This is a genomic window from Methylorubrum extorquens, from assembly GCF_024169925.1.
GTDB classification, from domain to species: Bacteria; Pseudomonadota; Alphaproteobacteria; order Rhizobiales; family Beijerinckiaceae; genus Methylobacterium; species Methylobacterium extorquens_A.
The window spans coordinates 4,298,175-4,315,899 of record NZ_JALJXF010000001.1 but is presented as its reverse complement, the minus strand read 5'-3'; the positions used below and the strand labels follow the sequence as shown (position 1 = coordinate 4,315,899).

The window sequence follows — 17,725 nt, the reverse complement described above, 5'->3', positions numbered from 1 at the left end:
GGGAGAAGGACGAATGCCGGAACTCACCAGTTCGCGCCGTGGTCTGCTCGCGATCCTGAGCGCGGGAACCGCCGGTCTCTTCTCCGCCAGGCCGGTCGCCGCTGCGGCAACGCACGTCTCCGACGAGGGCGCCTGCCTGCTGACGCCGCAAGCGATCGAGGGGCCGTTCTACACCGACCCACGCCTCGTCCGCGCCGACATCACCGAGGGGCGGCCCGGCGTGCCCTTGCGCCTGCGCCTGCGCGTGATCGAGGCCGGACCCTGTACGCCGGTGGAGAGCGCACGGGTCGATGTCTGGCACTGCGATGCGCAGGGGCTTTACTCGGGCTATCCCGGCCAGGGCGATTCGCGCAGCATCGACACCAGCGGCCAGACATTTCTGCGCGGTACCGGGCACACGGATTCGAGCGGCTGGGCCACGTTCGAGACGATCTATCCGGGTTGGTACGCGGGCCGGGCGACGCATGTTCACGTCAAGGTCTTCCTCGACCGGCGCACGGTGCTGACCGGGCAGATCTACTTTCCCGACGCGCTCAATGAGTTCCTCTACACGCAGGTCCCGGCCTATGGCGGGCGCAAGGCCGAGCGCCTCGTCGTCAACGCCAATGACGGCATCGCCAGCGAGGAGGATCCGCAGCGGCGGGCCTTCTGTGCGGTGAAGGAGGAGCGCGACCGCTACGTCGCGAGCCTCGTCATCGGCGTGGACCGCGGTGCCGACGTGGCGGAACTGACCGACCGAGTGCGCACGCCCTCCGGCCGGCCCGAGCGGCCACCACCGGGCGGGCCGCCGCAGGGTCCGCCGCCCGGTTTCGGGCCGCCGCGGCTCGCCCTCAAGGACCGGCTCGCCGCCCTGGTGCCGGGTCTGTCACGTCGCCCTTGAGCGGCTCGGTGAAGGCCGCGCGGCCGGTGTGGAGCGCGGTCTGATCGGGAAGGCCGCCGCTCGTTTCGTGACAGCGGCAGTGCATCCCCCTCAGGCTCCGCCGAGCTTGCGGCAGAGCGCGTCGCGCTCCTCGGCGCTGGTATAGCGGATGCGGATCTCGCCCTCACCGCTCGCCTTGGCCTTCACCGCCACGCTGTAGCCGAGTGCCCGGCCGAGCACGTCCTCCAGGGAGCGCAGGGCAGCATCCCCCTCGGCGGAGCGGCGCGGACGGCCGGGGCGGGGCGTGTCGTCCTGCGGGGTCTCCGCTGCGGCCAGCGCCTCGACCTCACGAACCGACAGCCCCTCGGCAACGATCCGCCGGGCCACCGCCTCCGGATCGCGCACGGAGAGCAGCGCGCGGGCATGGCCGGCGGTGATTTCGCTGGCGATCACGCGGTCCTGAATCGCGGGGGGAAGCTGAAGTAGGCGCAGGGTGTTGGCGAGATGGCTACGGCTTTTGCCGAGCAGATCGGCCAGCTCGGCCTGGGTATATTTGAACTCGCCCATCAACCGCTCGTAGCCCGATGCCTCCTCGATGGCGTTCAGATCGGCCCGCTGGACGTTCTCCAGAATCGCGTATTCGAGCGAGGTGCGGTCGTCGATCTCGACCACCACCACGGGCACCTCGTTGAGGCCCGCCCGTTGGGCTGCGCGCCAGCGGCGCTCGCCGGCTACGATCTCGAAAGTGCCGGGCACGCCCGAAAGCGCACGCACGACGATCGGCTGGATCACGCCGCGCTGGCGGATCGAGGCTGCCAGTTCGTCGAGTTCCGGCTCGGAGAAGCGGCGGCGCGGATTGCGTGGATTCGGGCGCAGGAACTCCACCGCCACCTTGCGCTGCGCGTGCCCGGCGGTGCGGGCGGCCTCCTCCGGCACGTCGTCGGAAAAATCGCCGATCAGCGCCGCAAGGCCGCGTCCGAGCCGCGGCCGCGCCGCATCATCCGCCATTGCCACGATCGAAACTCCAGATTTTTGAATTGCTTAAGCGGCGGCGGCGGGCGGGGGCGCCCGGCCCTCGCGCTGAATCACTTCGGAGGCAAGCCGCAGATAGGCCTGCGAGCCGGCGCATTTGAGATCGTAGAGCAGGACCGGCTTGCCGTGCGAGGGCGCCTCCGAGACACGCACGTTGCGCGGGATCATCGTCTCGTAGACCTTGTCGCCCATGAATCCGCGGACATCGGCGACCACCTGGGTCGAGAGGTTGTTGCGCGGGTCGTACATAGTCAGCACGACGCCCTGAATCTGAAGCTTGGGGTTCAGCGCCCCGCGCACCTGCTCGACGGTGCGCAGCAACTGGCTCAGACCTTCGAGGGCGAAGAACTCGCATTGCAGCGGCACCATCACCGCGTCGGCGGCAGCCAGCGCGTTGATGGTGAGCAGGTTCAGCGAGGGCGGGCAATCGATCAGCACGTAGCTGATGGGTTCGATCCCCTCCGGCATCGTCAGGTCGCGCAGGATGTTGCGCAGGCGATGGGCGCGGTCGGAGGCGCTTGCCAGTTCGAGTTCGAGGCCGAGCAGATCCATCGTCGAAGGCGCGACGGAGAGGCGTGGCACGGCGGTCGGCGTGATCGCGTCCACCAGCGGCGCCTCGCCGGCCATGACATGATAGGTCGAGACCTTGCGGCGGCGGCGGTCGATGCCGAGACCGGTCGAGGCGTTGCCCTGCGGGTCGAGGTCGATCACCAGCACCTGCTCGCCGATGGCGGCCAGTGCCGTGCCGAGATTGATCGCCGTCGTGGTCTTGCCGACGCCGCCCTTCTGGTTGGCGAGCGCGAGCACGCGCAGCGGTTTGGCTTGAGCAGGAGCAGCCTGCGCCGGTAAGGCCGTGGATGAGTCGGTCATGGGTCCACGCGGGAAAGCGACGTGACGCGCACGATCCGTGCCTGCGAGTCGGTGCGGCTCGGAATCAGGTCGCGGGTGAATGTCCACGCATCCTCGGCCTCGGTCAATTCCGTGGCTGCATCACGTCCCTTCGGAAACAGCCCGACGGTGCCCCTTGTCAACAATGGTTCGGTCCAGGCGAGCAATTGCGTGAGTGGGGCTAGGGCGCGGGCGCAGACGATTTCAGTGTCGGCGAGGGTCCCGATCATCGCCTCGATACGCGCATTGTGGACAGTGACCGGCGCACCGGTGAGGCGCGCGGTCTCAGAGAGGAAGGCGCATTTGCGCGCGTTGCTCTCGACCAGACGGACATGAAAGCCCGGTCGCTCTTTGCCGGCGATGGCGAGGATGAGGCCGGGGATGCCGGCGCCCGATCCAAGGTCGAGCCAGCGAGACGCACCGGGCGCGATGGTCAGAAGCTGAAGCGCGTCGGCGATGTGCCGGTGCCAGACCTCCTTCAGCGTGGCGGGGCCGACGAGGTTTTTGACGGATTGCCAGCGCGTGAGCTGTGCGACGTAAAGATCGAGAGACGCAGCTGTTTCACGTGAAACATGATGCTCACTCAGGACGCGGTTGCGCCGATCAGTGCTCATTCTGCCGTCCTCGTGTCGGAGCAGGCCGGCATTCTCATGCCGATGCCTGGACCCGGCTCCGGCGAGCGTGGGCAGCAAGCAGGGTCAGGGCGGCCGGTGTTACGCCCTCGATGCGGGCGGCCTGCCCCAGTGTGGTCGGGCGCACGCCGTCGAGCTTTGCCCGCATCTCGTTGGAAAGGCCGGCGATGGCGCCGTAATCGAGGGCGGTCGGCAAGTGCACCGCCTCGTCGCGGCGGAAGGCCGTGATGTCGGCTTGCTGCCGATTGAGATAGACGGCGTAGGTCGCGTCCGTCCGCAGGCGTTCCGCGACCCGCGGCGGCACCGCTGCCAGTTCGGGCCAAACTGCGGCGAGCCGCTCCCAGCCGATTTCCGGGTAGGACAGGATCTGGAAGGCGTTGCGGCGCAGGCCATCATGGTTGAGGGCGAGGCCGTGCTGGGCCGCCTCGTTCGGGGTGAGGCTCAAGGTGTCGAGCCGGGCGCGTGCCTCGGACAACGCTGTCTGCGAAGCGGCGAAATGCGCGGCCCGAGCCGAGCCGACACAGCCGAGTGCTGCGCCGCGGGGCGTGAGGCGCTCGTCGGCATTGTCCACGCGCAGGCTCAGACGGTACTCCGAGCGCGAGGTGAACATGCGGTAGGGCTCGCTCACTCCATGGGTGACGAGGTCGTCGATCATCACGCCGAGATAGGATTCAGCCCGGTCGAAGACCGTGAGATTGGAGCCGCCCGCCAGCCGGGCCGCGTTGAGGCCGGCGATGAGCCCCTGCCCTGCCGCCTCCTCGTATCCGGTGGTGCCGTTGATCTGGCCGGCCAGGAACAAGCCGGGCAGACGCTTGGTCTGGAGCGTCGCGTCGAGTTCGCGGGGATCGACGTAATCGTACTCGATGGCGTAGCCGGGGCGCAGGATGCGGGTGCGCTCCAGCCCGGGGATGGCGGCGATGATGCCGGCCTGAACCTCCTCGGGAAGCGCCGTCGAGATGCCGTTCGGGTAGACGGTCGGATCGTCGAGCCCCTCCGGCTCCAGGAAGATCTGGTGGCCTTCGCGGTCACCGAAGCGCACGACCTTGTCCTCGATCGAGGGACAGTAACGCGGGCCGCGGCTGCTGATGCCGCCGGAATACATCGGTGAGCGGTGGAGGTTGGCCCGGATCAGGTCGTGCACCGCTTGCGTCGTGCGGGTGATGCCGCAGGCGATCTGCGGCGTGGTGATCCGCTCGGTCAGGGTCGAGAACGGCACGGGCTCCGCGTCCGCGTGCTGCATCTCCAGCGCGGCCCAATCGATCGTACGTCCATCAAGGCGCGGCGGCGTGCCGGTCTTCAGGCGGCCAAGGCGGAAGCCGTGCCGGTCGAGCGTGCGCGCCAGCCCCATGGCGGGCTCTTCGCCGACGCGGCCCGCGGGGATCTGTTGCTCGCCGATATGGATCAGCCCGCGCAGGAAGGTGCCCGTGGTGATGACGACGGCTGCCGCGGTGAGGGCGCGGCCGTCTGCGAGCAACACACCCGCGACACGGCCTGAATGTACGGTCAGGTCGTCGGCCTCGCCCTCGATCACGGTGAGCCCTGGTGTCTCCGCCACCGCCATTTGCATGGCGCGGGCGTAGAGCGCTCGGTCGGCCTGAGTGCGTGGGCCACGCACGGCCGGGCCCTTGCGGCGATTGAGCAGGCGAAACTGGATGCCAGCGGCGTCCGCGACGCGGCCCATCAACCCGTCGAGGGCGTCCACCTCGCGCACGAGATGGCCCTTGCCAAGGCCGCCGATGGCCGGGTTGCACGACATCGCGCCAATGGTGGCGGCCCGGTGTGTCACCAAGGCGGTGCGGGCACCGACGCGCGCCGATGCCGCGGCGGCCTCGACGCCGGCATGGCCGCCGCCGACGACGATGACGTCGTAACTGGAAGAATGGGCGTGCATGACCCGTGCTTATGCGCGCGCCATCGAAGAGGTCAACGCAGACCCGCTTCATTGCCTCGGCTGGCAGTGGTTCAAAGCCTTCGGTTCTGCACGCCCTCGCGACATCGACCCCGCAAAACGCCCACATCCCCGCTGCGGAGGGGTGGTGAGAATTTTTGCGAGACACGCGTCAGGCGGCGGACCGGTGTGGCGCTGGGAGGGCCGAGGCTAGGGACGGACGGATATGCAGGTCGATGCAGAACGACGACGACGTCGCCTCCTCGATCACCTCCAGGGACCATGTATCGCCCAGGTTCATCCGATGGCCGGATTCTTTGAGCAGAGAGCCGGCATAGCGCACCGCTGTGCACAGAGCGGCTTCCAGATCGGCGCATTCAACCCCATCGTCATCCGCGATGTCGAGGCCGTCGTGCACGTTGAAGAAGTACTTTGGCATATCGCATTCGGTGATTGAGCGTAATGAAAAGCAATGATGACCCAAATCCCGTAAATAATAAAGTTTGTAGTCAATAATTTGCTGAGCACTTTGTGCTCATACGCTTCGACGACAGTTTATGTTTCGCCAAAAAATGCTCAAATGGGCTGATGCCCGGAAGAATATGTTGCATTGTTCGATGTTAAATAGCGCGCGATATATCACTTGGAAGGCAATCGAGGAAAATGGCCGCGTCCTGAGATATTGGGCTTGGTCCGTCGGTTGAGACAGCGTTGTCCGTCGCAGATCTACCCAGCTCCCCGGTGAGAGATGAGCGAAAATCGTCCAGGCCCTTTCGTATCACGCCGCAATCCTGCATCGGCTCGCCGATGAACGCGGCGGATTTCAGCTTCTCGTCGTCCGACTTCCTGCGGCTTCTGGAAAGTATCGGCCTCACCGGTACCTGGGGCTGGACGTTCGCGACGGGGGAACAGGTTTGGTCGCCCGGCCTTTTCCGCTTGCTCGGGCTCCCTGTTGGCGAGACCACGCCGAGCTATGAGCGACTGATCCAGTTCGTCCATCCGGAGGATCAGGACCGGCTCGAACGTGCGGATGATGTCAGAGTCGAAGGCATGCTCGGCGCGCACACCGTCCGTGTGCTGCGCCCCGACGGAGCCCTGCGGATCCTGAGCCTTCGAGGTACCGTCTATCACACGCCCGAAGGCCGCCCGCGCGCGGCGGCCGGCATCGTGCTGGATGTGACGGATCGTGAGCAGATGGCGGCGTCGTTGCGCATGGAGCGCCGTCGCCAATGGGCTTTGTTCGAGGTGCTGCAATCCTGGTCAAACGCGGCGCTCTATGTCGGCGGGCAACGGACGGCGTCGCCCGAGATTCTCAGTCTGACCGGCGTGAGCCAGGATGTGTTCAAGGCGGATTGCGACCGGATCGTCGCCCCCGACGACCGCGCCCGCATGCGCGCGCATATTCAGGCCATGATTGCCGAGGGGAAGTCGTTCGAGGTCTCGAAACGCCTGCTTATGGCGGATGGTGACCAGGGCCAGTTCCGCTTCCTCTACGCCCCCGTCCGCGACGCCGAGGGCCGCACCGAGACCTGGGCGACCTACGCATCGCGGCTGGGTGGCCCCAAGGCTCCGGTCATCGATCAGGTGCGCCGGGGACTGGTGCAGAGCATCGACGGCAGCCATCTGCGCGCGGCGCGTGCGCTGCTCGGCTGGTCGATGCAGGATCTGGCTCAAGCGGGCGGCCTGTCATTCGCCACTGTCCGACGCCTCGAGGAGAATGCCGGCGGGCGGCGCGCCCACAGCCATGAGAGGGCCGTGGCCGCGCTTCAGAGGGCAGGAATCGGCTTCCAGATCGTCGAGGGCAACCGTATCGCGGTATTCCGGCGCTAGAGCATCGTCCTGAAAGGGGGCTTCCGGCTTTCGGAAAAAAGTGATGCAAAATCAAAAAGCTAGAGCATCGTCCTGGATCCGATATCCAGGACGATGCTCTAGCCACCCAGGCCCGCTACTTGCCGATGCAGAACCCAGAGAAGAGGCGGTCCAGCAACTCCTCGACGCCGACATGGCCTCCGACTTCGCCCAACGCCCGGACGGCGAGGCGGAGATCCTCCGCCATCAGTTCGGGCGGGAAGCCAACTGAAGCGGTGGCAACGCGGTCGAGATGATCCGCGGCCCGGGACAAGGCCTCGCGATGACGCTCGCGGGTGACGAGGGCGTCGCCTTGACCGAGGGCCGTTTGAGCTGCGGCCTGGATGGCATCCAGGAGCGCGTCGAGCCCGGCGCCCGTGACAGCCGAGACGGCGACGCCGCCCGCCCCCGACACCTCCGGCGCAAGGTCGGTTTTCGTGCGAACGAGAAGGATGGGGACGTCCGCTGAAAGCCCGGTATCGGCATTGCCGTCCGTTGGTACGAGATGGAGCACGAGGTCGGCGGTGCGGATACGACTTTGCGTGCGCTTGACGCCTTCCGCCTCGATCGCATCCGCCGTCTCGCGCAGGCCCGCGGTATCGACCAGCACAGCCGGCAGGCCGCCGAGATCGCAGCGCACCTCGATGGCATCGCGGGTCGTGCCGGGAATATCCGAGACGATGGCCGCGTCGCGCCCGCTCAGCGCATTGAGCAGGGTCGATTTCCCGGCATTGGGCGCTCCGGCCAGCACGACGCAGAAGCCCTCGCGCAGGCGCTCGCCCCGGCGTCCGTCGGCCAGCGCGGCTCGGATCGCATCGCGCAGGGCGGCGGCGCGGCCGGACAGGGCGGCGTCGAGGCCGTCCTCATCGACATCGCCCTCGTCGGCAAAATCGAGGGCCGCCTCCGCTCCGGCGAGCAGATCGATGCCGGTCTCGCGCCAGGTGGCGACCTGGCGGCCGAGGGCGCCGTCGAGCTGACGCAGGGCCTGGACACGCTGCGCTTCAGTCTCGGCGTCGATGAGGTCGGCGATGCCCTCCGCCTCGGTGAGGTCGATGCGGCCGTTGAGGAAGGCGCGGCGGCTGAAGGCCCCAGCCTCCGCCGGGCGGCAGCCCGGCACACGCCCGAGCGCTCCAAGCACGGCGGAGCGCACGGCGAGGCCCCCATGCAGGTGCAACTCGGCCATGTCCTCGCCGGTGGCCGTGGCAGGGCCCGGCAGCCATGCCGCGAGGGCCTGATCGAGGATGTCGCGGGAGTCGGGGTCGCGCAGGCGGCGCAGGGAGAGACGGCGCGGCTCCGGGCGCCCGCCGGCCAGCCGGTCGAGCGCAAGCCCCGCCGCTGGCCCGCTGATGCGCACCACCGTCACCGCCGCACGGCCGAAGCCGCTCGCCGGGGCGAAGATGGTGTCGTCGCGGTCGGGGAGGGATGGGGGCATGGCGATGAGGCTTGTCCCGCCGCCGCGCCCCATTCCTCTTGCGGGAGGAGGGACGCGGCAGCCGCGAGACCTGTTTTATACGAGAGGCCGGTCAGACCACCAGATTCACGATCCGCCCTGGCACGACGATGACCTTGCGTGGGGCCCGGCCTTCGAGGGCGCGCTGCACCGGTTCCAGGGCCAGCGTCGCCGCCTCGACGGCCCCCGCATCCGCGTCGCGCGGGACGGTCACGTCCGCCCGCTTCTTGCCGTTGATCTGGACCGGCAGGGTGATCTCGTCCTCGACCAGCAGAGCCTGATCGGCCACCGGCCAGGCCGTTTCCGCGACGAGCCCCTCCCCGCCCAGCACACGCCAGGATTCCTCGGCGAGATGCGGCATCATCGGTGCGATGAGCTGCACGAGGATGCGGGCCGCCTCGCCCGCCGCGGCCTGCGAGGCACCGCCGCGCAGGCCCTCGTCGAGGGCGTTGGCCAGGGTGTAGATGTGGGCCACGCAGCGATTGAAGCGCAGACGCTCGATATCTTCGCCGACGGCGGCGAGCGCCTTGTGGGCGGCCTTGCGCAAGGGCGTGTCGGCGGCGCCCCCAGGCCCGTTCGCGGTCGCCACTCCGTGGACGAGGCGCCAGACGCGCTGCACGAAGCGGGCGGCACCCTGCACGCCCTCCTCGGTCCAGATCACATCCCGCTCGGGCGGCGAGTCGGACAGCATGAACCAGCGCGCGGTGTCGGCGCCGTAGCTGGCGATGATGTCGTCGGGGTCGACGACGTTCCTCTTCGACTTCGACATCTTTTCCGTCGGGCCGATCTCGATCGGCTCGCCGGTTTTCACGTGAAAAGCCTTGCGCGCCCCGTCTTGCGTCTCGAAGCGAATCTCGGCGGGCGGCGTCCAGGCGCCAGCCGCATCCTTGTAGGTCTCGTGGACGACCATGCCCTGCGTGAACAGGCCGGCGAACGGCTCGGACACGCCGGACCAGCCCGTCGCCTGCATCGCCCGCATGAAGAAGCGCGAGTAGAGCAAGTGCAGGATCGCGTGCTCGACGCCGCCGATATACTGATCCACCGGCAGCCAGTGATCGACGGTCGTCCGGTCGGTCGGAGCGTCGGCGAGCCAGGGCGCGGTGAAGCGGGCGTAGTACCAGGACGAATCCACGAAGGTGTCCATGGTGTCGGTCTCGCGCCGGGCCGCCGCACCGCAGCGCGGGCACGGCACCTGACGCCATGCCTGATCCCGCTCCAGCGGATTGCCGGGCTGATCGAACGAGACCTCGTCCGGCAGCTTCACCGGCAGGTCTTCCACCGGCACGGGCACCGGGCCGCAGGCCTCGCAGTGGATGATCGGGATCGGGCAACCCCAATAGCGCTGGCGCGACACGCCCCAATCGCGGAGGCGGAACTGGACCTTCCGGCGAGCGACGGGCGCAACGCCGAGGGTCTCGCCCTCCAGCCGGTCGGCGACGGCCTTGAACGCGTCGTCCGTCGTCATGCCGTCGAGGAAGCGCGAGTGGATCATCCGCCCATCGCCGTCATAGGCGGTGTCGGTGATGACAAAGGCGTCCGGGTCCTGTCCCTCGGGGCAGACCACCGGTGTGTTGCCGAGCCCGTACTTGTTGGAAAAGTCGAGGTCGCGCTGGTCGTGGGCCGGGCAGCCGAACACCGCGCCGGTGCCGTACTCCATCAGCACGAAGTTCGCGACGAAGACTGGCAACTCCCAGGACGGATCGAGCGGGTGGCGCACCGTGAGGCCGGTGTCGTGCCCGAGCTTTTCGGCCGTATCGATCGCTTCCTGCGCCGTGCCGATGCGGCGACACTCTTCGGCGAAGGCTTGCAACTCCGCGGCCTTCGGGCCGGATTCGGCCAGCGCCCTGGCGAGCGGGTGATCGACGGAGATCGCCAGGAACCGGGCGCCGAACAGCGTGTCGGGGCGGGTGGTGTAGACCGCCACCTCGTCCGTGCCGGCGAACGGCGCGGACAGCGCGAAGCGCACCTCCAGCCCCTCCGAGCGGCCGATCCAGTTGCGCTGCATCAGCCGGACCTTTTCCGGCCAGCGCTCCAGCCCGTCGAGGGCGTCGTGCAGATCCTGCGCGAAATCGGTAATCTTGAAGAACCACTGGGTCAGCTCGCGCTGCTCGACGAGCGCGCCCGAGCGCCAGCCGCGCCCGTCGATGACCTGCTCATTGGCGAGCACGGTGTGATCGACCGGGTCCCAGTTCACCTTCGCCGTGCGCCGGGTGACGAGCCCCTTGCCCAGGAAGTCGAGGAACATGCGCTGCTGGTGCTTGTAGTAGTCGGGATCGCAGGTCGCGATCTCCCGGCTCCAATCCAGCGACAGCCCCATGCTCTGAAGCTGCCCGCGCATGGTCGCGATGTTGGCGTAAGTCCACTCCCGCGGGTTGACCTTGCGCTCCATGGCGGCGTTCTCGGCCGGCAGGCCGAAGGCGTCCCAGCCCATCGGGTGCAGCACGTTGTGGCCCTTGGCGCGCTTGTAGCGGGCCACCACGTCGCCCATCGCGTAATTGCGCACATGGCCGATATGGATGCGCCCCGACGGGTAGGGGAACATCTCCAGCACATAGTATTTCGGTCGGGCGTCGTCGTTCTTCGTCTCGAACAGCTTGGCCGCGTCCCAGGCCTGCTGCCAGCGCGGCTCGGCGTCCTTGGCGTTGTAACGCTCGTGGTGGCGCTCTTGCGCTGTCGGAGAGAGCTGTGCGGAGTCGGTCATCGGGGGCGCCGGGATCAGCGTAAGAAGGAGGTGGGCCGCACGCGAGGCTGTCGCGGGGGCCGAAGCCCGGCACCTAGCATATCCGTGCGGTCAAGGGTCAACGATCGGCGCGGTTCAGGTCTGCTGATAGACTGCCACGACCCGATCGAAGCGCCGCTCGGCAAGATCGGAGGCACGGATCAGGAAGTAGACGGTACCCTCCCCGTTCTCCTGCAGGAAATCGCCGACATCGATCTGCAAGAGGAGGCGCCAGGCGCGTGCGCCGGTCTCGATTGCAGGCTTGTGCGCCTTCCATTCCTCCTGGCTGAGATGCTGCACGCCGAAGCGCGAGACGACCTCCGCCTCGAAGCGCGGATCGCTCTGTTCCGGCAGCGGCGAGCCGAGGAGCTGGTTGCGCCGCCCGGCATTGGCGGCCCCGTGATAGCTGTCGAAGGCCTTCGAGAAGAGGTCCTGATAGGCGTCGTGAAAGCTCTCCTCACCCTCGGTGCGGAGCGCCAACGCCGCCTTCAGGGCCGGTTGAGCGTCCATCTCCAGGCTCTCGATGGCCGGCGGGCGCAGGGTGGCGTGCAGGCTCAGCGGCCGGGCCGGGCCGCCATAGGGCGTGCCGGAGCCGGGCTTCGGGAGGGGCAGCTTGAACTGCCGGTTTGTCTTCGCGATCTCAGCCCGGTGCGCATCGGCCGCCGCCGCGAGGTCGGACGGTATGGTCTGGGGGGCGAGGCCTTCGCGCGGGCTCTCGTCCCAGATCACGCGGGCGGATTCGGTGCCGTTGTCCCACGGGCCGGCAGAGAGATCGTAGAAGAACAGCAGCCGCCCGTGCCCCGGCAGAGCGGCGGCGGGACCGCCCTCTCCCATCGTCGGCTTCTTGGCCGACTCCTTGGCCGGCTTCTTGGCTGGCCCTTCGGCCTGCCCCCTCGCCTCCCGGAGATCGACCTGCGCGAAGAAGGCGTAGGGCAACTCCTTGCGGAAGTGCCGCCGCATGTCCTCCCCGGCCTCTGCGTTCCCGCGCTTGGCAATAGCCTCCGCATCGGCAGGCATGGCCCGGCGCGGCCAGGTCAGCCCCGGCGGAAGGTCCGGTGTCCCGCCGATCCGCGTGCCGCCGACGCTTCCCTTGTCCGTCGGCAGCGGACGAAACACGAGGGTCGGCACCAGCGCCCCGACCACCCTCTCGACCTGTGGGCGCGCAAAGTGCTGCGCGAGTTGGGCCTGGGCGTCGGCGGGCGTATCGAACATCGGCGGGGCTTCTCCGTTCGGATCGGGAGAGGCCAGGATATCGCGGGCGCGAAGCAGGGAAACACCCCGCGACCCTTGAAGTCGTGTCTGCGCCGCCGCAAGGAGGGCCCATGATGGATGAGAGCCAAACCCCGGATCAGACCCTCGACGCCAAGCCGCCGGTGGGTGAGGCCGATGTCGCGGCCGGGCTCGCGGAGGTCCGCGCGAGCATCCGCCGGGCCGCCGAGGACAACGAGCGCGATCCGGCCGGCGTCCACCTCGTCGCCGTCTCGAAGACGGTGCCGGCCGAGGGCATCCTGCCGGCGCTGGAGGCCGGCCAGCGGATCTTCGGTGAGAACTACGTGCAGGAATCGCGGGCCAAGTGGCCGGCGCTGCGGGAGCGCTATCCGGATGTCGAGCTGCATCTCGTCGGCCCGCTCCAGTCGAACAAGGCGCGCGAGGCGGTCGAACTGTTCGACGTGATCCACGCCCTCGACCGGCTGTCGCTCGCCGCGGCGCTCGCCAAGGAGATCGAGCGGAGCGGCCGGGCGCCCAAGCTCCTGATCCAGGTCAATACCGGCGGCGAGACGCAGAAGGCGGGCGTCTCCCCCGATCAGGTCGATGTCCTGCTCTCGGAGTGCCGCGAAACCCACAATCTCGCGATCCACGGCCTGATGTGCATCCCGCCGGCCGAAGACCCGCCCTCCCCTCATTTCGCCCTGCTGGCCCGCATTGCCGAGCGCCACGGCCTACCGATCCTGTCGATGGGCATGAGCGCGGATTTTCCGGCCGCGATCCAGATGGGCGCCACCCATGTCCGCGTCGGCACGGCCATCTTCGGCCGGCGGACGAAGCGGGCCTGACCCGTTTGCAACCAACGGGCCGGCCTGTCCTTCGCCCAGACGGCCGCCCGGTTCCGGTAAAAACCTGATCCGCCGCAAGGATTAGCCGGTTAACGACCGATTATCGCCCAATCTTCATCCGCGTTCCCGGCCCGAGGCGGCGGAGCAGGCGCAGCAGGTCTGCGGGTTTCAGGGCGACGCAGCCTTCCGTCGGGCGGTAGCCGCTGCGGGCGATGTGCAGGAAGATCGCCGAGCCCCGGCCCGGACGGATCGGACCGCGGTTGTAATCGAGGTCGATCACGAGGTCGTAGAGTCCGTCGTCGCGCCAGAGCTGCTCGGCGCTCGCCGCCGTGCTCGGCAGCCGGATCGGCCGGTTGTAGCGGCGGTCCTGAGGCGCGTCGCACCAGCCGTCGTCACGTCGCGTGGCCCGCAGAGGGAGCGCGCTGACGGGGCGGACTGGGAAGCGGTCGGGCCGGTAGAAGCCGCCGCGCAGGCGAAAGACACCCCGCGGCGAGGCCCCGTCCCCTTCCCGCTTCTGCGTTGTGATGCCGGAGCGCCCGAGGGCACAGGGGATCACGACCCCGCCTGCGATCAGCGTGCCGCGGGTCGGATCGCCCGGCAGCGGGCGCACCCGCAGCAGATCGAGGGTGTCGGTCCGTCTCCCCTGTCCTGCCGCGGCGATCCCGGTCCGCTTTGCAACTTGAGCGCGCCGCATTGCCAGTTTGTCCCAGCTTGTTCCGAGCTTTGCTCAGTCTGACGTCGTGTCGCGGCACAGAAAGGTGGAAGATGGCGAAAATTCTGCATAAGCGCGCAATCCGGATTTCCCGGCGCGTAAAACGAACTAGGTTTGTCGTCAGGCGGCACCGCATGGGTTCCGTCCGCGGCCAGCCAATGGGCGATATGCCTATTCGAATCGGCGTGCCGCGATGAAATCGTCTTGGCCGCCTGCCGGATCTCTGTGCGAAGTCCAGGTGGCCGGAATGCTTGTTGAGAGCCGCTGCGTCGATGTCCAACCCCTATTGCCTCCTCGTCTGTGACGACGACGACGCCCTGCGTGAGGCATTGACGGAACAGATCGACGCCTATGACGAATTCTCCGTCATCGGCGAGCCGACGGCGACCGGGGCGCTGAACCGTGTCACGCAGGAGCCGGTCGATCTCGTGGTGATGGATGTCGCGCTGCCGGACATGGACGGGCGCGAGGCGGTGCGGACCCTGCGCCGCAACGGCTATCGCGGCCCGATCATCATGCTGACCGCCCAGGAATCCGACGACGACATGGTCGAGGGCCTGGAGGCGGGCGCCAACGATTACGTGGTCAAACCGTTCAAGTTCGCCGTTCTGCTCGCCCGCATCCGGGTGCAACTGCGCCAGCACGAGGCGAGCGAGGATGCGGTGTTCCGCATCGGCCCCTACACCTTCCGGCCGGGTGCCAAGCTGCTGGTCGGCGAGCGCGGCTCCAAGCTGAAGCTCACCGAGAAGGAGACGGCGATTCTGCGCTACCTCTACCGGGCGGGCCGCGAGGTGGTGGGGCGCGATACGCTGCTCGCCGAGGTGTGGGGCTACAATGCCCACGTCACCACCCACACCCTCGAAACGCACATCTACCGGCTGCGCCAGAAGATCGAGCCGAACCCGGCGGTCGCCGCGATTCTCGTCACCGAAGGCGGCGGCTACAAATTGCTACCCTGAAGGCCGATTCGGCGCCGGTATCCACCGTCCCGCACAGCACGCGGCCGGGCGACGTATCGCACCGCCTCCGCATCGGTTAAGCTTGCGCCCGGACAGTCAAGCATCGTCCCGGAAGGTGGTCGCCGGCTTTCGGAGTGAGAGTGCCTCACAGAACTCCCGATCACCGACCGTTCCCCTTCCGGGCACGGCGGCGCAGCGGGCGTTTCGTGAGAGTCACCGAGGCGATGCAACAGGCGTAGCGTATCGCGGCCGAGGGGCGGAGAGGCGTTGGGGCTCGACGACGACATCGCGATCCTCGCCGCGGCCCCCGTGTTCGAGCTGTTCGGGCGCGACGCCCTGCGCCTGCTCTGCTTTGCCGGTGAGCGCCGCCTCCTGGGGGAGGGCGACCTGCTGTTCGCCCGCGGCGAGCCGTCGGATGGCGGCTACGTCGTCATGTCCGGCACCATCGCGCTCGTCCCCCTGCGGTCCGGTGCGGAGCCGGTCACGGTGTCCCGTTCCGGGGTCATCGGGCGCAACGCCCTCTTCCGCCCGGTCGAGCGGCCAGCGGAGGCGCGCGCGGTCGAGCCTGCCGAAGTGATGCGCGTGACGCCCTCGGTGATGAGCCGTGTCCTGCGCGAGTTTCCCGACGCGGCGGCGGCGATCCGTGACGGCATGGCCGAGGAGCTGCTCGATCTCGTGCAGGGTCTGTCCGGCGTGCGCGAGCGACTTGTGGGCCTCGCGCCACGCAAACGGTGACAGGACCGGACGGCTTTTGTAAGCACGACCACCTTTCGCGCCTTCTAGAGCCGTATCCGGCCTGATTGCATCAGGCCGGCGTCTCCAGGCCCCTGTTTTGACGCGCATTCTTTCGACGAACCGGTAACCACTTCGTCGGAATGCGCTCTAGTCCGGAAAGCCCCGATGTCACACGCCGATCTCGAAAAGACCATCGAAGCCGCCTGGGAGGAGCGCGCCGGCATCTCGACCGCGACCACCGGCGCGGTGCGCGAGGCGGTGGACGAGGCGCTGAACCTGCTCGATTCCGGTCAGGCCCGCGTCGCCGAGAAGGCGGGTGACTCCTGGCAGGTCAACCAGTGGCTCAAGAAGGCGGTGCTGCTCTCCTTCCGCCTCAACGACATGGTGCCGATCGAGGGCGGCCCCGGCTCCTCCCCGTGGTGGGACAAGGTGCCCTCGAAGTTTTCCGGTTGGGGCGAGGCCGAGTTCCGCGCCGCGGGCTTCCGCGCCGTGCCGGGCTGCTTCGTGCGCCGCGGCTCCTACATCGCGCCGGGCGCGGTGCTGATGCCGAGCTTCATCAACCTCGGCGCCCATGTCGGCGAGGGCACCATGGTCGATACCTGGGTGACGATCGGCTCCTGCGCCCAGGTCGGGAAGAACTGTCACATCTCGGGTGGCGCCGGCATCGCCGGCGTGCTGGAGCCGCTCCAGGCCAACCCGGTTATCATCGAGGACAACTGCTTCGTCGGCGCCCGCGCCGAGGTCGCCGAAGGCGTGATCATCGGCGAGGGCTCGGTCCTGTCGATGGGCGTCTATATCGGCGCCTCGACCCGCATCATCGACCGCAATACGGGCGAGACCTTCTACGGCCGCGTGCCGCCCTACTCCGTGGTGGTATCGGGCACGACGCCCGGCAAGCCGTTGCCCGACGGCACCCCCGGCCCCGGCCTCTACTGCGCCGTGATCGTCAAGCGCGTCGATGCCGGCACCCGCGCCAAGACCGGTATCAACGAGCTGCTGCGGACCTGATGGCGTCGGCCAGCCCGTCGCCCGCCACCCGGACCCTCGACCTCACCGTCGCGGGGCACCGGGTGGCGACGCCCTGTGCCGTGATCGGGGAGGGCGCCGACGCGTTGCTCCTGCCCGCCCTTTCCTCGATCTCGGCGCGCGAGGAGATGCTGCCCCTTGCCCGCGAGCTCGGCGCGACGCATCGCTGCCTCGTGCCCGACTGGCCGGGCTTCGGCGCGCATCCGCGGGCCCGGCTGCCGCTGAATCCCGCCAACCTCCACGCCTTCCTCGATGCGCTGCTGGCGGCCGCACCCGGCCCCTACGCGCTCGGCGTCGCCGCGGGCCACGCCGCGCCCTACCTCGTCGCCGCCGCACGCCGCCATCCCGGCGCGTTTGCACGGCTCGTGCTCGTGGCGCCGACCTGGCGCGGGCCCCTGCCGACCGCGATGGGGCCGGAGCGCGCCGCGTGGTTCGGCCGAATTCGTCGCGCGGTCGAGACGCCGCTCCTCGGCGAAGCGCTCTACCGGATCAACATCAGCCGGCCGATCATCGGGCGGATGATGCGCGCCCATGTCTATGCCGAGCCGGCGCATGTCACGCCGGCCGTGATCGCCGCCAAGCACCGCATCACCCGCCAGAGCCGGGGCCGATTCGGCACCGCAGCCTTCGTCACGGGCGGCCTCGATCCAGCCTCTTCGCGCGAGCAATTCCTGGCTTCGTTCGGGGGCGATCTGCCGCCCGTGCAGGTGCTGCGTCCGGAGAAGGCGCCGCGCCGCTCGGGCGCCGAGATGGATGCGTTGATCGGCACGGGCCGCGTCTCGGCTCTCACCGTACCGGGGGCGCTGAGCGCCCACGAGGAGTTCTTCCGCGAGGTCGCCGCCGCGATCCGGACGCCCTGACGCCAGGCCGAAAAAGCGCTGCGGCCTGACACCGGATTGGGACTGTGACGCATCCGTCGCACG

The 17,725-nt window shown here is 68.6% G+C and carries 16 protein-coding genes; 7 read left to right on the top strand and 9 right to left on the bottom strand.

Annotated elements, in window-relative coordinates:
* Nucleotides 1–13: 13 nt before the first annotated feature.
* Nucleotides 14–880, top strand: a complete 867-nt coding sequence (locus J2W78_RS20160) for an intradiol ring-cleavage dioxygenase (RefSeq protein ID WP_253373382.1) — start codon at nt 14–16, stop codon at nt 878–880.
* A 90-nt stretch (nt 881–970) separates the two neighbouring features.
* Here the strand turns inward: J2W78_RS20160 and J2W78_RS20155 are convergent, their stop codons facing one another.
* The 5 genes from J2W78_RS20155 to J2W78_RS20135 all read right to left on the bottom strand — a co-directional run bounded on the left by J2W78_RS20155 (nt 971) and on the right by J2W78_RS20135 (nt 5,738).
* On the bottom strand, nt 971–1,867 hold the full coding sequence (locus tag J2W78_RS20155; RefSeq protein WP_253374099.1) for a ParB/RepB/Spo0J family partition protein: 897 nt from the start codon (nt 1,865–1,867) through the stop codon (nt 971–973).
* A gap of 33 nt (nt 1,868–1,900) precedes the next feature.
* A complete protein-coding gene (locus J2W78_RS20150) occupies nt 1,901–2,761 on the bottom strand; it encodes a ParA family protein (RefSeq protein WP_253373381.1) in 861 nt (286 codons plus the stop codon).
* Nucleotides 2,758–3,393, bottom strand: coding sequence for a 16S rRNA (guanine(527)-N(7))-methyltransferase RsmG (gene rsmG / locus J2W78_RS20145; RefSeq protein ID WP_253373380.1), 636 nt, complete (start codon nt 3,391–3,393; stop codon nt 2,758–2,760). Before rsmG ends, J2W78_RS20150 begins: the two co-directional genes overlap by 4 nt.
* A gap of 34 nt (nt 3,394–3,427) precedes the next feature.
* Nucleotides 3,428–5,302 (bottom strand): tRNA uridine-5-carboxymethylaminomethyl(34) synthesis enzyme MnmG, encoded by a 1,875-nt coding sequence (gene mnmG, locus J2W78_RS20140; protein ID WP_253373379.1) that lies wholly within the window; start codon nt 5,300–5,302, stop codon nt 3,428–3,430.
* 169 nt (nt 5,303–5,471) lie between these two features.
* Nucleotides 5,472–5,738 (bottom strand): DUF6894 family protein, encoded by a 267-nt coding sequence (locus tag J2W78_RS20135; protein ID WP_253373378.1) that lies wholly within the window; start codon nt 5,736–5,738, stop codon nt 5,472–5,474.
* Nucleotides 5,739–6,106: 368 nt separating this feature from the next.
* Here J2W78_RS20135 and J2W78_RS20130 point away from each other — a divergent pair, with 368 nt between their 5' ends.
* Nucleotides 6,107–7,129: a PAS domain-containing protein gene (locus tag J2W78_RS20130; RefSeq protein ID WP_253373377.1), complete on the top strand. Its 1,023-nt coding sequence runs from the start codon at nt 6,107–6,109 to the stop codon at nt 7,127–7,129.
* A gap of 115 nt (nt 7,130–7,244) precedes the next feature.
* Here the strand turns inward: J2W78_RS20130 and mnmE are convergent, their stop codons facing one another.
* The 3 genes from mnmE to J2W78_RS20115 form a co-directional block, all read right to left on the bottom strand.
* Complete coding sequence (mnmE, locus tag J2W78_RS20125) at nt 7,245–8,579, bottom strand: tRNA uridine-5-carboxymethylaminomethyl(34) synthesis GTPase MnmE (protein WP_253373376.1); 1,335 nt, start codon at nt 8,577–8,579, stop codon at nt 7,245–7,247.
* A 91-nt stretch (nt 8,580–8,670) separates the two neighbouring features.
* Complete coding sequence (gene leuS, locus J2W78_RS20120) at nt 8,671–11,298, bottom strand: leucine--tRNA ligase (protein ID WP_253373375.1); 2,628 nt, start codon at nt 11,296–11,298, stop codon at nt 8,671–8,673.
* A 114-nt stretch (nt 11,299–11,412) separates the two neighbouring features.
* A complete protein-coding gene (locus tag J2W78_RS20115; RefSeq protein ID WP_253373374.1) occupies nt 11,413–12,528 on the bottom strand; it encodes a DUF1963 domain-containing protein in 1,116 nt (371 codons plus the stop codon).
* 110 nt (nt 12,529–12,638) lie between these two features.
* Between J2W78_RS20115 and J2W78_RS20110 the strand changes: the two genes are divergently transcribed.
* Entirely contained in the window at nt 12,639–13,370 is a 732-nt protein-coding gene (locus J2W78_RS20110; RefSeq protein WP_253373373.1) for a YggS family pyridoxal phosphate-dependent enzyme, read from the top strand.
* Nucleotides 13,371–13,470: 100 nt separating this feature from the next.
* On the opposite strand, the gene J2W78_RS20105 is transcribed toward J2W78_RS20110, so the two are convergent.
* Nucleotides 13,471–14,064 (bottom strand): L,D-transpeptidase family protein, encoded by a 594-nt coding sequence (locus J2W78_RS20105; protein WP_253373372.1) that lies wholly within the window; start codon nt 14,062–14,064, stop codon nt 13,471–13,473.
* Nucleotides 14,065–14,354: 290 nt separating this feature from the next.
* On the opposite strand from J2W78_RS20105, the gene J2W78_RS20100 reads away from it, so the two are divergent.
* The 4 genes from J2W78_RS20100 (at nt 14,355) to J2W78_RS20085 (ending at nt 17,662) form a co-directional block, all read left to right on the top strand.
* Nucleotides 14,355–15,041: a response regulator transcription factor gene (locus tag J2W78_RS20100; RefSeq protein WP_003601479.1), complete on the top strand. Its 687-nt coding sequence runs from the start codon at nt 14,355–14,357 to the stop codon at nt 15,039–15,041.
* Nucleotides 15,042–15,308: 267 nt separating this feature from the next.
* The gene (locus tag J2W78_RS20095; protein ID WP_253373371.1) at nt 15,309–15,776 is read left to right on the top strand and encodes a Crp/Fnr family transcriptional regulator; all 468 of its coding nucleotides are present in this window, start codon (nt 15,309–15,311) and stop codon (nt 15,774–15,776) included.
* Between the two features lie 165 nt (nt 15,777–15,941).
* Entirely contained in the window at nt 15,942–16,784 is an 843-nt protein-coding gene (gene dapD, locus J2W78_RS20090; RefSeq protein ID WP_253373370.1) for a 2,3,4,5-tetrahydropyridine-2,6-dicarboxylate N-succinyltransferase, read from the top strand.
* Entirely contained in the window at nt 16,784–17,662 is an 879-nt protein-coding gene (locus tag J2W78_RS20085) for an alpha/beta fold hydrolase (RefSeq protein WP_253373369.1), read from the top strand. Before dapD ends, J2W78_RS20085 begins: the two co-directional genes overlap by 1 nt.
* Nucleotides 17,663–17,725: the final 63 nt, after the last annotated feature.

Coding starts and splice junctions, on each gene's coding strand:
- J2W78_RS20160 (WP_253373382.1), top strand. CDS start 14: ATGCCGGAACTCACCAGTTCGCGCCGTGGTCTGCTCGCGATCCTGAGC.
- J2W78_RS20155 (WP_253374099.1), bottom strand. CDS start 1,867: ATGGCGGATGATGCGGCGCGGCCGCGGCTCGGACGCGGCCTTGCGGCG.
- J2W78_RS20150 (WP_253373381.1), bottom strand. CDS start 2,761: ATGACCGACTCATCCACGGCCTTACCGGCGCAGGCTGCTCCTGCTCAA.
- rsmG (WP_253373380.1), bottom strand. CDS start 3,393: ATGAGCACTGATCGGCGCAACCGCGTCCTGAGTGAGCATCATGTTTCA.
- mnmG (WP_253373379.1), bottom strand. CDS start 5,302: ATGCACGCCCATTCTTCCAGTTACGACGTCATCGTCGTCGGCGGCGGC.
- J2W78_RS20135 (WP_253373378.1), bottom strand. CDS start 5,738: ATGCCAAAGTACTTCTTCAACGTGCACGACGGCCTCGACATCGCGGAT.
- J2W78_RS20130 (WP_253373377.1), top strand. CDS start 6,107: ATGAACGCGGCGGATTTCAGCTTCTCGTCGTCCGACTTCCTGCGGCTT.
- mnmE (WP_253373376.1), bottom strand. CDS start 8,579: ATGCCCCCATCCCTCCCCGACCGCGACGACACCATCTTCGCCCCGGCG.
- leuS (WP_253373375.1), bottom strand. CDS start 11,298: ATGACCGACTCCGCACAGCTCTCTCCGACAGCGCAAGAGCGCCACCAC.
- J2W78_RS20115 (WP_253373374.1), bottom strand. CDS start 12,528: ATGTTCGATACGCCCGCCGACGCCCAGGCCCAACTCGCGCAGCACTTT.
- J2W78_RS20110 (WP_253373373.1), top strand. CDS start 12,639: ATGATGGATGAGAGCCAAACCCCGGATCAGACCCTCGACGCCAAGCCG.
- J2W78_RS20105 (WP_253373372.1), bottom strand. CDS start 14,064: ATGCGGCGCGCTCAAGTTGCAAAGCGGACCGGGATCGCCGCGGCAGGA.
- J2W78_RS20100 (WP_003601479.1), top strand. CDS start 14,355: ATGTCCAACCCCTATTGCCTCCTCGTCTGTGACGACGACGACGCCCTG.
- dapD (WP_253373370.1), top strand. CDS start 15,942: ATGTCACACGCCGATCTCGAAAAGACCATCGAAGCCGCCTGGGAGGAG.
- J2W78_RS20085 (WP_253373369.1), top strand. CDS start 16,784: ATGGCGTCGGCCAGCCCGTCGCCCGCCACCCGGACCCTCGACCTCACC.